Below are 13280 nucleotides of genomic sequence, written 5' to 3' on the forward strand. Positions count from 1 at the left end.
TCGACGCGTCCGAAGCGGAGCCCCACCTACGACTCGACCTCCGCAGTGGATTACCCGAGAAGGGCCCGCGCAGCGGATACGCAAAGGGGCCGGCCCTCTGTGCAGGGGGCCGGCCCGAGCCGAGCCGGTGAGCGGGCCAACGCGCCGCCCTGGGGTAGGCGACCCCGTGGAGCGGGCCGGCGGTCCTACCAGTGCTACTCCGCCTTCTTCTGTAGGCGTGCCATCGTCGCCTTGGCGCTCTCCTTGAGCATTTCGGCGACCTTGGCACTGTCCGGCGGCGTGGTGCCGGACGTGCTCGACGTGTAGTTGGACCACGAGATCTGGTAGGTCATCCAGCCGTCCCGGATGCCGAGGATCACGTGTTTGCCCTCGTCCTTGCCGTCCTTGTCCAACTGGGTCACGAGGTACGCCTCGTCGCCGAGGTCCACGACCTCGTTGACCTTGTAGGAGTAGCTGGAGTTCTTCTGGTTCTTGTAGGCGCGGTACTGCGGGCCGAACTCGGCGGTCGGGTCGGTCTTGCGGTGCAGGTGGGCCGTGGTCGCGAGCCAGGTGGACGAGTAGCCGGAGCTGGAGCCGCTGGGCTCGAAGTCGGTGTTGCACTCCATCGAGTCGAGCGCCTCGTCCTCGGTGCCGTTCGCCTGCGGGTTCTCGCGGGTGGCGGAGGACGCTTCCTTGACGAACCCCGCCTGCTCGATGGGGGCGTACTCGGTGATCTTGCACAGATTGCCGGTGAAGGCGTAGCTGCCGAGTTCCGGCTTGGGGTCGTCGTCGCCGAAGCCGCCGGTGGCGAAGAGGACGCCGGCCCAGACGGCCGAGGCCACCACCGCACCGCCGACCGCCCACAGCGGGCCGCGTCCCTTGCCGCCGGGAGCCGGTGCGCCGGGACCGTACCCGCCGGGGACCTGACCTGGCCCGACCTGCCCCGGCTGCATCGCGCCGGGAGTGGGCGGATACGCGTAGGGATTGGGTGCCTGACCGCTCTGCTGGCCGGGCGGCTGCCCGCCCGCAGGCTGGGGCGGGACGTTTCCGTACGGGTTCGCAGGTGGCTGGGCGTACGGATTGGGCTGTTCCCCCGGTATCGACATGGCGTGCACATTACCTGACAGATTGCACAGGGCCAGGGGCCGTACGGCGATTGTTTCGGGGTGGAGACAAACGGCCGTAGGGTGCTGTTTCGGCCGAGTTCCAGGGGTGTGTCGACGGTGCGCCGAGGAGTGTGCCGACTGCTGTCGACGGCTCGGGTGCTGGGGTCGGGCGCTGGTGCCGCACGGCGTTCGGCCGCCCGGGCCGCGGGGCTGGACATGGGGCGGGAGAGACCACCGGCGAGGTGGTTCGGACGGCTCGCGGGAAGGCGCCGCTCCCCGCCGCGAGCCGCCCCCTCCGGTCGTACGGACTCCGGCCCTCCCACTTCCGGCGTGTGGCCGGAGCCCCGGTGACCGGCTCGTGCCCTCAGCACCCCATGCGGCGGCGCGGCGCCACCACGCGCGTAACCCAAGCCTCGCGAGCACCATCCAAGCCGCCCCGGAGACGCCAAAGGCCCCGGACCACCCGGGGAATCGGAGTGGTGCGGGGCCTGGCGAAGAATCCGCGAGCTAAGCGTGTCGCACCCGCGTGGCGAACGCAGGCCGCGTGCGACACGATGTCGTGTTGCCCGCCCCTGGAGTGGTGCTCCGGGGCTGGTGGGACGACTGTCGGACGGCGCGGGAGAGAGGGTCCGCGGGGTCCGTACCGACGTTGAGGAACGTAGCTCGGTCAAGCGCCGTGTCGTGAGGCGTGTCCGGCGGGCGTAGAGGTCGCGCCGCGGTCGTCACACACGGTGTGCGGCGGGCCGCTGAGGGGCGTCGCCGCTGGTGAAGCAGTAGATCAGGCGCTCAGCGTGGCGACCTGGGCAGCCAGCGCCGACTTCTTGTTGGCAGCGGCGTTCTTGTGGATGACGCCCTTGCTGGCGGCCTTGTCGAGCTTCTTGGACGCCTCGCGGGCGGCCACGGTCGCCTTCTCGACGTCACCGGAGGCCACGGCCTCACGGGTCTTGCGGATGGCGGTGCGGAGCGAGGACTTGACGGCCTTGTTGCGCTGGCGCGCCTTCTCGTTCGTCTTGTTCCGCTTGATCTGGGACTTGATGTTCGCCACGAAAGAGCCTTTGCAGGTTCGTCGGATTTCTCGGTTGTTCTGGAGCGCCCGCTAAGGCGGCTGCGCAGACGTGCCGCGTACCAGAGAGGTCACAAGGCACGGTCGTCCAGATTACCAGCAGGTGCTGTGGCGTCCCAATCCGGACGGCGGTGGCCACTCATGGGACGATGGACGGGACTATCACCACGTCCACCACGTCTCGCCCAGCTACTAGCTGCGTCTACTGGCTGCGTTCAATCACCGAATGGACCCCTGCGTGCCCGCGATCCCTACCCATGTACCGGAGCCGAGCCGTACCGACCCGGCTCTCGTCCGTAACTTCTGCATCATCGCGCATATCGACCACGGCAAGTCCACGCTCGCCGACCGGATGCTCCAGTTGACGGGTGTGGTGGAGCAGCGACAGATGCGCGCGCAGTATCTGGACCGTATGGACATCGAGCGTGAGCGTGGCATCACGATCAAGTCCCAGGCGGTCCGGTTGCCCTGGGCGCCCACCGAGGGCGAGCGCCAGGGCTCCACCCACGTCCTCAACATGATCGACACCCCGGGGCACGTGGACTTCACCTACGAGGTCTCCCGCTCCCTCGCCGCCTGTGAGGGCTGCATCCTGCTGGTCGACGCGGCCCAGGGCATCGAGGCGCAGACCCTCGCCAACCTGTACCTGGCGATGGAGAACGACCTCACGATCATCCCGGTGCTGAACAAGATCGACCTGCCGGCCGCGCAGCCCGAGAAGTTCGCCGCCGAACTCGCGCACCTCATCGGCTGCGACCCGAGCGAGGTCCTGAAGGTCTCGGCGAAGACCGGCGAGGGCGTGCCCGAGCTGCTGAACCGTGTGGTGGACACCGTCCCCGCCCCGGTCGGCAACGCGGACGCCCCGGCCCGCGCGATGATCTTCGACTCGGTCTACGACTCGTACCGCGGCGTGGTCACCTACGTCCGGGTGGTCGACGGCCAGCTCAGCAAGCGCGAGCGCATCCGGATGATGTCCACCGGCGCCGCCCACGAACTCCTGGAGATCGGCGTCTCGTCGCCGGAGATGCAGGCGTCCGACGGGCTCGGCGTCGGCGAGGTGGGCTATCTGATCACCGGTGTGAAGGACGTGCGCCAGTCCAAGGTCGGTGACACCATCACCGCCTTCAGCAAGGGCGCCGAGGAGCCGCTCGGCGGTTACAAGGACCCCAAGCCGATGGTGTTCTCGGGCCTGTACCCGCTGGACGGATCGGACTATCCGGAGCTGCGCGACGCGCTCGACAAGCTCCAGCTCAACGACGCGGCGCTGGTCTACGAGCCGGAGACCTCGGCGGCGCTCGGCTTCGGCTTCCGGGTGGGCTTCCTCGGCCTGCTGCACCTGGACGTGATCCGGGAGCGGCTGGAGCGCGAGTTCGGCCTCGACCTGATCGCCACCGCGCCCAACGTGGTCTACCGGGTGATCATGGAAGACGGCGTGGAGCACGTCGTCACCAACCCGAGCGAGTTCCCCACCGGCAAGATCGACGAGGTGTACGAGCCGGTCGTGCGGGCCACGGTGCTCGCGCCCAGCGAGTTCATCGGCGCGATCATGGAGCTGTGTCAGGCCCGCCGCGGCACGCTGCTCGGCATGGACTACCTCTCCGAGGACCGCGTCGAACTGCGCTACACGCTGCCGCTCGCCGAGATCGTCTTCGACTTCTTCGACCAGCTCAAGTCCAAGACGCGCGGTTACGCCTCGCTCGACTACGAGCCCACCGGCGAGCAGACCGCCTCGCTCGTCAAGGTCGACATCCTGCTGCACGGCGACAAGGTGGACGCGTTCTCCGCGATCACGCACAAGGACAAGGCGTACGCGTACGGCGTGCGGCTGGTCGCCAAGTTGCGCGAGCTCATTCCGCGGCAGAACTTCGAGGTGCCCATCCAGGCCGCGATCGGCAGCCGGGTCATCGCCCGGGAGACGGTGCGCGCGATCCGCAAGGACGTGCTCGCCAAGTGCTACGGCGGTGACATCTCCCGCAAGCGGAAGCTGCTGGAGAAGCAGAAGGAGGGCAAGAAGCGGATGAAGATGGTCGGCAGCGTGGAGGTGCCGCAGGAGGCGTTCATCGCGGTGCTGTCCACGGACTCCGACGGCGCGGACGCCAAGGCGAAGAAGTAGCGGGAGTACGGGAGTAGGGGAGTAGGGGGCGCGGCCCGGCGGCTGGCGGCGCGGCGGTTGTGTCGTCGCGCCCCGTGCGCGGCCGGGTTGCCCCCGGGCCCGTAACGGAACGTGGCGTGCCTGACGGAACGTGGCGCCCCGGGGCCCGCAGCGAACACCGCTGTGGGCCCCTCCCACTCCGGCCCCACTCCGCGCATCCGTCCCATGCCCGGGCCACCCCCACCCGCCCACTCCGCGCATCCGTCCCACCCGTCCGCCCTGCCGCTGGGGCGGCCCCCTGCCCACTCCGGCCCTTCGCGCACACCCCGTCCCGCCCGCCCGCTGCCGCCCCGTGCACCCGTCCCGGGGCGCTGCGCGTCGGCTCCCACCTGGTCCGTAAAGGCTGCCGGTCACTGTTTTAACAAGGAGGTTGCAGCCCCTTACGTGCCGGCGCGAGGGCATCTACTCTGATCATTGCCCGAAGGTTACTCATGAGTCACTAACGCTGAGGCGGGCCCGGGAGGATGCCGTGACCGACACCCAAGCCTTGCTCGACAACCGTCCGCCGTCGATGGCCACGCTCTTCGTGGAGCGGGTGGCGGCCACACCCGATGCGGAGGCGTACCGCTATCCGGTACCGCCGGCGTCGGGCGAGGGGCCGTGCGACTGGCAGCCGATGAGCTGGGCCGAGTCGGCCACCCGGGTCTACGCGATGGCGGCCGGGCTGATCGAGTTGGGGATCGCCGCCGAGGAGCGGGTCGCCCTGGCGTGCAGCACCCGGGTCGAGTGGATCTTCGCGGACCTCGCGGTGCTCTGCATCGGCGGCGCGACCACCACCGTCTACCCGTCGACCAACGACGACGAGACGGCGTTCATCCTGGCCGACTCGGGCAGCCGGGTGTTGATCGCAGAGGACGCCGAACAACTCCGCAAGGCCCGCGCGAACCGCGCCGAGCTGCCGGAACTCGCGCACGTGGTGGTGGTCGAAGAGGTCGACGCGGTGCCGGCCGACGGCGACCCGGAGGGCTGGGTGCTCTCGCTGGCCGAATTGGAGCGCCGGGGCGCGGCGTACCTGGAACGGCATCCGGACGGCGTGCTCGACCGGGTCCGCGCGCTGCGCTCGGACCAACTCGCCACCCTCATCTACACGTCGGGCACCACCGGTCGCCCCAAGGGCGTACGGCTGCCGCACGACGCCTGGTCGTACATGGGCCGCGCCATCGAGGGCATCCAGCTCCTGGAGCCGGAGGACGTGGGCTACCTCTGGCTGCCGCTGGCGCACGTCTTCGGCAAGGTGCTGGTCGCGGGGCAGCTCGCGGTCGGGCACACCACCGCGGTGGACGGCCGCGTGGACAAGATCATCGAGAATCTGCCGGTGGTCAGACCCACCTACATGGCCGCCGTGCCACGCATCTTCGAGAAGGTCTACAACGGCGTCGCGGCCAAGGCCCGGGAGGGCGGCGCGGCCAAGTACAAGGTCTTCCAGTGGGCGGCCGAGGTGGCGCGGGAGTACGCCAAGGTCTCCCAGGACAACTTCCGAGCCACCGGCTCCGCGGCCGTCCCGTTCGGCCTGCGCAGCAAGCACGGGATCGCCGACAAGCTCGTGTACAGCAAGTTGCGGGAGGCGTTCGGCGGACGGATGCGGGCCTGCGTCTCCGGCTCGGCCGCGCTCGCGCCCGAGATCGGCTACTTCTTCGCCGGCGCCGGAATCCACATCCTGGAGGGGTACGGGCTCACCGAGTCCAGCGCCGCCAGCTTCGTCAACCCCTACGACTACCGCACCGGCACGGTCGGCAAGGCGCTGCCCGGCCTTGAGGTGCGGATCGCCGACGACGGCGAGATCCTGTTGCGCGGCCCCGGCATCATGGCGGGCTACCACGGACAGCCCGAGCGCACCGCCGAAGTGCTGGAGTCGGACGGCTGGTTCCACACCGGCGACATCGGCGAACTCTCGCCCGACGGCTATCTGCGGATCACCGACCGCAAGAAGGACCTGATCAAGACGTCGACCGGCAAGTACATCGCGCCGGCCGAGGTCGAGGGCCGGTTCAAGGCGGTGTGCCCGTACGTCTCCAACATCCTGGTGCACGGCGCCGACCGGAACTTCTGTACGGCGCTGATCGCCCTGGACGAGCCGTCGATCATGGACTGGGCGAACGAGAACGGGCTGGCGGGCAGGGCGTACGCCGAGGTCGTCGCCGCCCGGGAGACGCAGGAGCTGATCGAAGGCTATGTGCAACAGCTCAACGAGGGGCTCCAGCGCTGGCAGACGATCAAGAAGTTCCGGCTGCTGCCGCGCGACCTCGACATCGAGCACGGCGAGTTGACGCCGAGCCTCAAGCTCAAGCGACCGGTCGTGGAGCGGGAGTACGGTGCGTTGATCGAGGAGATGTACGCGGGCGCGCGCGAGGCGTAGGCGGCGTGGGCCGCGCGGGGTCGGGCGTGGGCGTGCCCGGCGTCGCGCGGTCGACCCCGCGGCGGGGTGGCGGCGGATTGCCGGACGCGGGTGGGTGGCTGGACATCGACGTGCTGCCGGCGCGTGGTCGGGGCGGGGTGCGGCGGGGGCTGGGGTTGCTCGCGCGCGATCGGGGGAGTGTCGGTGACGTCCGTGCGCCCCTTGTTCGGGGTGGGGCGATCGGCCAGCATGGGACGTCACCCCGAGGTCCGGCGGCGTTCACCACCCGTTAGAGGGAACGCGCGTCGAGTGGGCGCAGTTGTGCCCGTACGTGTCGTATTGCGGCCCATGGTGGCTCATTTACGTAACTTGGCGCATTTAGGTGCCCGCGGTCTGTCACGCTGTCGGGGTTGGAGTCGGGGCCGTGCGGACGGTTGGCCACCGCACGGCGCGCGCCGAATCCGGTCCGCGCGGGCGTCGCCGATCGCCGCGCCGGGGCCGGAGCCCGTCGGGGGTCGGGCGGCGGCTACGAGCACCCCCCGGGGGAGTGGCATGGGCATGGGAGTAGATGCTCAGGCGAGCGTCCGCGGCAGCGCGGGCGAATACGGCAAGAGGGCTGCGACCAGCCCCGAAGCGGGCGACGCCCCGCCCGACCGGGCGCGCCCGGGACCTGGCCGCGACGGGGCGGCGGCGGAGGGGCCGGGCCCGCGGAGCTTCGCCGGGCCGACGGCCGGAACGGGCGCCGGGGCGCAGACCAGCCCCGGCGGTGGAAGCTTCGCCGAGCCGGTGTCAGGTACGGGTACCGGGGTGCGGGGCGGTCCTGACGGTGCGGTCGGCACGGTGCCCACCGCCGACGGTGCACCCTTCCGCCCCGCGGTCCACCCGGCGGACGTGCCAGATATGCCAGATGCAGCAGATGCGGCAGCGAGCGAGGTGCGGACGCTCGGCCCGGCTGCCGCGGACCACGCGGTCCGTGCAGGTCACGAGGGCCAGGCAAGCCAGATGGACCGGCTGGGGCCGGCGCGGCAGGCGGGTCAGGCAGACCGGGCGGGGCTGGCTGACCCGGGCGGTTCGGGCGGCCCGGGCGGTTCGGCGCGGCAGGCTCGATCGGCCGGGGCCGCCGGCCAGACCGAGCACGCCGCAGGCCCTCAGCCGGTCGGCGCCGCCTACGGCGCGGCCGATGGGCCCACCGGTGCCGCGTCGGCCGAGCGCGCGGCGGAGACCGCCTCCGCACAGGCCGCGGCCATCGACGCGGCTGCCAGGGCGGCGGCCCCGGACGCCACGGCCACGCGCGCCGCGGCCCTGGACGTCGCCGCGATGCACCCGGCGACCGGCGACGGCGCCCGGGAGCACGGCGCGCCGCGCGACCTGACCCCGACCGAGCCCCGAACCCCCGCGGGCCCCGCCGGGTTCCCCCTCGGCGCACCGCTGGCCGACGGGGCCACCGGGGACCGCATCCGCCGGGCCGACCTGGCCGGCAACGTGCGCGCGCCCGCGGCGGCACGACAGTTCGTACGGGCAGCGCTCACCGACTGGTCCGTACAGGGACTGCCGGAGAGCGAGTTAATCAACGGTCAGTTGGCGGACGACGCGGTGCTGTTGGTGAGCGAACTGGTCACCAACGCCGTGGTGCACGCCGGCACCGGCGTGGTCGTGCGCTGTGCCCTGGAGCCGGCCGGCGCGTCCGACGCACGACCGGCGCTCTACGCCGAGGTCACCGACCACCATCCGGCCCGGGCGGTACGCGGCCAGCCGGCGTTCCGCGAGCCGGCGCCGGGCGCCGGTGGCGGCCCCCGCGGCGCGCACGCCCCCGGCCGACCCGACCGCTCGCACGGTTCGGCGGGCGAGCCGCCCGGGACCCCGCCGGCGGCCGGCCCCGGGCTGCTGGCGCCCGAGCCCGAGCCCGAGCCACCCGCGCCCGTCATCGCCCCCGCTCCCGAAGCCGCCGCCCCGAGCGGGGACGCCCGGGCAGCGGAAGCCGCAGCCGCCCAGGCCGCCGCCGGGCACGCCGTCGGCCACGCTCACGCCGCACACCAGGCGCGGGGCGAGGGCGCCGCGACGGACGGTGCGGCAGAGGGCGAGGCCGGGGGCCGGGGCGGCAGTGGGTTGCGACTGGTCGGCACCATCGCCGAGTCCTGGGGGACCACGTACCGCAGGACCAGCAAATCGGTGTGGTTCCGGCTGCCGGTGGCGCAGGTGGTCGCCGGTGCCGACGGGGCGCTGCATCCGCAGCGGGTGGCGGATGCGATGGGCGCGGCGGAGGACGGCTGGCCGCCCCTCGCCGATCTGCGGACCGCGGAGATCCTGGCGCCCGCGCCGCACCGGCCCACCCGCCCCGGCAGCGCCCCCGGTTGGCTCACGCACGGCGCCCCGACCTTCCTGGCCGAGGCGTCCGAGCTGCTGGCCGGCGAGTTCGACGAGGGCAAGGTCGCGTCGCTGGCCGGGCAACTCCTGGTGCCACGGCTGGCCGACTGGTGCGCGGTGTGGCTGGACAACCCGAAGACCGGGCCCAGCGCGCCCTGGGTCTGGCACGCGAGCGAGAACCGGCTGGCGGAGCTGCGACACCTGCTCGGCCGCGAGGCGCCCCGGCTGCCGGCCGCGACCCGTGACCGTGCGGTCGCCTGGCCGTGGCCCGGCGGCTCATCGGCGTACGGGACCTCCGGCGCGGCCCTGGCCTGCGGACTGGTCACCGGCGGCCATTCGGTCGGCACCCTGCTGATCGGCCGCGGCGGCCTGACCCGCATCCCGGACGAAGTGGCCACGCTCTGCGAGGACTTCGCACGCCGGGTCGCCCTGGCGGTGGCGTCGGCGCGCGAGTACACCCGGCAGGTGCACATCAGCCAGATGCTCCAACGCAGCCTGCTGCCCAGCGCGTTGGCGTCGATCCCCGGCATGGAGACGGCGGTGGTCTACGAGCCGACCGGCGACACCCCGGCCGGCGGCGACTTCTACGACGTCTTCCCCGCCGGCGACGGCCGTTGGTGCTTCGCGCTCGGCGACGTGTGCGGCAACGGCCTGGAAGCGGCGGTCGTCACCGGCCTGGTCCGCCCCGTGCTGCGGCTGCTCGCCCGTGAGGGCTACGGCGTCACCGAGGTCCTGGACCGGCTCAACCGCACGCTCGGCGAGAAGGCCGTGGAGGCCGCCGCATCGGCCGTGGCGGCCGAGGGCCCGGGCGAGTCGCGCTTCCTGTCCCTGCTGTACGGCGAGTTGGTGCCGTACGACACGGATGACAGCGAGGCGACTGACGAGACGGACGGGGCTGACGGGGTCGGGGGCGGGGACGGGGCGGGGAGCCCTGGCGCGCCGGCCGGTGCGCGTGTGGTCCTTCGGAGCTCCAGGAGCGTTGGAGGCGCTGGGGGCGCCGGGCAAGGCGTGGTGGGCCCCGGCGGCCTCGGGTCTGACGGCCCCGGCGCCGACGCTGCTGGTGCGGGAGCGGCCCGTGCTGCCGGTGGTGGTGCTGCCACTGCCGCTGGTGGCGCCGGTGCGGGGCCGTGGTGGGAGCTGCCGGCGGCCCGCGAAGCGCAGCCGCCGCGCCCGATCGGCCCCGCACCGGCGACCGCGGCGCAGGCCGGTACCGCCGGCCAGCCGGGGCGGCCCGGCGACTGCGCACGACGGCCCCAGGACACCGCCGCCCCGACCACGGCCGACCGCGACGTACCGGAAGCGCAGGAAGCACCGGAAGCGGGCGGCGTACGGGATGCGGGCGGCGGCGCGCCAGGCGCTGGCCACGCGGCGCCGGTGACACCGGGCCCACCGGCAGCCGGCGCACTACCGGACGCCGGCGGCCAGGCGGGGGCGGCTGCCGGCCCGGGCGGCGGCGTGCGCTCGGTGACCGGCCTCGCGGTGTGGGGCGGCGCACCGGCCCCGGACGACCTGGTGGGCCTCGGCGGCGTGCTGGGCCCGCACGGCGCCGCGGGCACCGGCCGGGTCCGGCGGGACGGCTCGCTCGGCGGGGCGCGGTGCACCCTGGCCAGCGCGGGGCACCCGTTGCCGCTCCTGCTGCGCGCCGACGGCTCGGTGGCGGCGCGCGGTGCGCCGCAACTGCTGCTCGGCGTCATGGACGGCGTCTGCTACCAGAGCGAGAGCTTCGACCTGCTGCCCGGCGAGACCCTGCTCTGCGTCACGGACGGCGTCACCGAGCACCGCTCGGACCGGGCCCAGTTCGATGACGACGACGGACTCTCCCAGGTGCTTGCCTCCTGCGCCGGGCTCGACGCGCACGACGTGGCACAGCGGGTACGCGCGGCCGTACACGCCTTCGCCGCCTCGCCGCCTAACGACGACCTGGCTCTGCTGGTCCTCCAGGCGGCTGAGTAGTCGGCCGAACGGGCGGAGTGGCGGGCCCTGCGGTACGGCCGCCGACAGCACGCCGGCGCTACGGCCGGTGCCACCGGCGGCACCCCCGACGGTGCCCGCCCCGTCGGGGGCCCGGCGCCGCGCCAGCGCGGGGGAGGACGGGCCGCGGACCGGCGAGGGCGAGGGGCCGGCGTGGCCGGGGGGAGCGGCGGCGGATCGGCCGCGTCCCGCGACGCCGGGGCGATGCCGGAGAATGGAGCCATGCCTTCTGCACTGCCCGACGGTGAGCCCATGCCCGTGGACGGGGCGCTGCCGCCGCACGCCCTCCAGGGGGCCGGGGACCGGCCGCTCGGGTTCTACCTGCACGTTCCGTACTGCGCCACCCGTTGCGGCTACTGCGACTTCAACACCTACACCGCCAGTGAGCTGCGCGGTTCCGGCGGGGCGCTCGCCTCGCGGGACAACTACGCGGCCATGGTCGCCGACGAGGTGCGACTGGCGCGCAAGGTGCTGGGGGACGACCCGCGCCCGGTCGAGACGGTCTTCGTGGGCGGTGGCACGCCGACCCTGCTCGACGCCGCCGACCTGGTGGCGATGCTGGCCGCGATCCGGGACGAGTTCGGCCTCGCGCCCGACGCCGAGGTGACCACCGAAGCCAACCCGGAGTCCGTGGACGAGCGCTACCTGGCGACGCTGCGCGAGGGTGGGTTCAACCGGATCTCGCTCGGCATGCAGAGCGCCCGCCAGCACGTACTGAAGGTGCTCGATCGCACCCACACCCCGGGCCGCCCCGAGCGGTGCGTGGAACTGGCCCGTGCCGCGGGGTTCGAGCACGTCAACCTGGATCTAATCTACGGGACGCCGGGGGAGAGCGACGCGGACTGGCGGGCCTCCCTCCAGGCCGCGCTGGGCGCCGGGCCCGACCACGTCTCGGCGTACGCCCTGATCGTGGAGGAGGGCACCCAGCTCGCCCGGCGCATCCGGCGCGGCGAGGTGCCGATGACCGACGACGACGTGCACGCCGACCGCTACCTGATCGCCGACGAGACGCTGACGGCCGCGGGCTTCGCCTGGTACGAGGTGTCGAACTGGGCCACCACCGAGGCCGGCCGCTGTCGCCACAACGAGCTGTACTGGCGCGGCGCCGACTGGTGGGGCGCCGGCCCCGGGGCACACAGCCACGTGGGCGGGGTCCGCTGGTGGAACGTGAAGCACCCCGGCGCGTACGCCCAGGCACTCACCGAGGGGCGCTCGCCCGGCGCCGGCCGCGAGGTGCTGGCCGCCGAGGACCGCCGCGTCGAGCGCATCCTGCTCGAACTGCGCCTGTCCGAAGGGTGCCCGCTGGACATCCTCGCCCCGGCCGGCGCCAGCGCCGCGGCCCGCGCCCTGTCCGACGGCCTCCTGGAACCGGGCCCCTACGCGCGCGGGCGCGCCGTACTCACGCTGCGCGGCCGGCTGCTGGCCGACGCGGTGGTACGGGACCTGGTCGACTGACGGACCTGACGGGCTACCCGGACTGTCCGGGCCGGATGGCCAGACGGGCTGGTCAGGCGGCCGGCTGGGCGACTCGAACGGGTGAATGCGTGCGGAGGCCCCACGCCTTGCCTACGCTTGTTCCTACGCTGCTCGAACACGACGCGGCGGGATGGGGAGGCCCACGGAGATGACCGCTGTGGAAGACCGAATGATGACCAATATCACGGAGATCTTCGAGGCGCTGGATGTTCCTGGCCAGCTCAAGGCGGAGCTCATCCGGGGGGAAATCGTGATGATGGCCGGGCCCCACTGGGTCCACAACATGATCGTGCTGCGGGTGCTGAACCAGGTCCCCCAGGACCGCTGGTATCCAATGCAGACGCAAGACATTGCCATTCCCGGTGAGGCCAGCGAGCCCCAGCCGGACCTGGTGGTCATCGAGCACGGCGCCTTCGACGGCCGCTCCCGGCTCGTGCCCGCCCCGGCGACGACCCTCCTCGTGGAGGTCGTATCGAAGACGAGCACGTACCGGGACTACGTCACCAAGCGCTCGATGTACGCCGCCGGGCAGGTCCCCGCATACCTGATCATCGATCCGTACGAGGCCGTCTGCGTGCTGCTGACCGAGCCGCACGGTGAGGGCGAGGCGGCGGGCTACCGCACGGAGCGGACCAGCAAGTTCGGTGAGCCGGTGCCGCTCGACGTGCTGGGGATCAAGCTGGACACCACGGAGTTCGGCACGCTGTCTGCCTGATCGTGACGGCGCGGCCGAGGCCGCGCCACGACCGTCCCGGCGGACCGCCTCGGCGCACGGACCGACCCGGCGCGCTGCTGTCGCGCCGCCACACGCCGCGTCCCGATCGGGGCGCGGTG

Annotated in this window: 7 protein-coding genes; 5 read left to right on the plus strand and 2 right to left on the minus strand. The window is 72.9% G+C overall.

Annotation, left to right across the window (positions count from 1 at the left end):
- Nucleotides 1-194: 194 nt before the first annotated feature.
- Both ACMA1D_RS02985 and rpsT read right to left on the minus strand, forming a co-directional pair.
- Nucleotides 195-1085, minus strand: coding sequence for a hypothetical protein (locus tag ACMA1D_RS02985; protein ID WP_414722270.1), 891 nt, complete (start codon nucleotides 1083-1085; stop codon nucleotides 195-197).
- Nucleotides 1086-1863: 778 nt separating this feature from the next.
- The gene (gene rpsT / locus ACMA1D_RS02990) at nucleotides 1864-2130 is read right to left on the minus strand and encodes a 30S ribosomal protein S20 (protein WP_349994988.1); all 267 of its coding nucleotides are present in this window, start codon (nucleotides 2128-2130) and stop codon (nucleotides 1864-1866) included.
- 256 nt (nucleotides 2131-2386) lie between these two features.
- Between rpsT and lepA the strand changes: the two genes are divergently transcribed.
- The 5 genes from lepA to ACMA1D_RS03015 all read left to right on the plus strand — a co-directional run bounded on the left by lepA (nucleotide 2387) and on the right by ACMA1D_RS03015 (nucleotide 13161).
- Nucleotides 2387-4261, plus strand: coding sequence for a translation elongation factor 4 (lepA, locus tag ACMA1D_RS02995; protein WP_414722271.1), 1875 nt, complete (start codon nucleotides 2387-2389; stop codon nucleotides 4259-4261).
- A 508-nt stretch (nucleotides 4262-4769) separates the two neighbouring features.
- Nucleotides 4770-6656, plus strand: a complete 1887-nt coding sequence (locus ACMA1D_RS03000; protein ID WP_414722272.1) for an AMP-dependent synthetase/ligase — start codon at nucleotides 4770-4772, stop codon at nucleotides 6654-6656.
- 537 nt (nucleotides 6657-7193) lie between these two features.
- Nucleotides 7194-10952: a SpoIIE family protein phosphatase gene (locus tag ACMA1D_RS03005; protein WP_414722273.1), complete on the plus strand. Its 3759-nt coding sequence runs from the start codon at nucleotides 7194-7196 to the stop codon at nucleotides 10950-10952.
- A gap of 240 nt (nucleotides 10953-11192) precedes the next feature.
- Complete coding sequence (hemW, locus tag ACMA1D_RS03010; RefSeq protein WP_414722274.1) at nucleotides 11193-12425, plus strand: radical SAM family heme chaperone HemW; 1233 nt, start codon at nucleotides 11193-11195, stop codon at nucleotides 12423-12425.
- A gap of 169 nt (nucleotides 12426-12594) precedes the next feature.
- Complete coding sequence (locus ACMA1D_RS03015) at nucleotides 12595-13161, plus strand: Uma2 family endonuclease (RefSeq protein ID WP_414722275.1); 567 nt, start codon at nucleotides 12595-12597, stop codon at nucleotides 13159-13161.
- The last annotated feature ends 119 nt before the right edge of the window (nucleotides 13162-13280 follow it).

This window comes from Streptomyces sp. 796.1 (genome assembly GCF_047525675.1).
Taxonomy (GTDB): Bacteria; Actinomycetota; Actinomycetes; order Streptomycetales; family Streptomycetaceae; genus Streptomyces.

Excerpts from the sequence above, each read along its gene's own strand:
- ACMA1D_RS02985 (WP_414722270.1), bottom strand. The coding sequence starts at position 1,085 with ATGTCGATACCGGGGGAACAGCCCAATCCGTACGCCCAGCCACCTGCG.
- ACMA1D_RS03005 (WP_414722273.1), top strand. The coding sequence starts at position 7,194 with ATGGGAGTAGATGCTCAGGCGAGCGTCCGCGGCAGCGCGGGCGAATAC.
- hemW (WP_414722274.1), top strand. The coding sequence starts at position 11,193 with ATGCCTTCTGCACTGCCCGACGGTGAGCCCATGCCCGTGGACGGGGCG.
- ACMA1D_RS03015 (WP_414722275.1), top strand. The coding sequence starts at position 12,595 with ATGACCGCTGTGGAAGACCGAATGATGACCAATATCACGGAGATCTTC.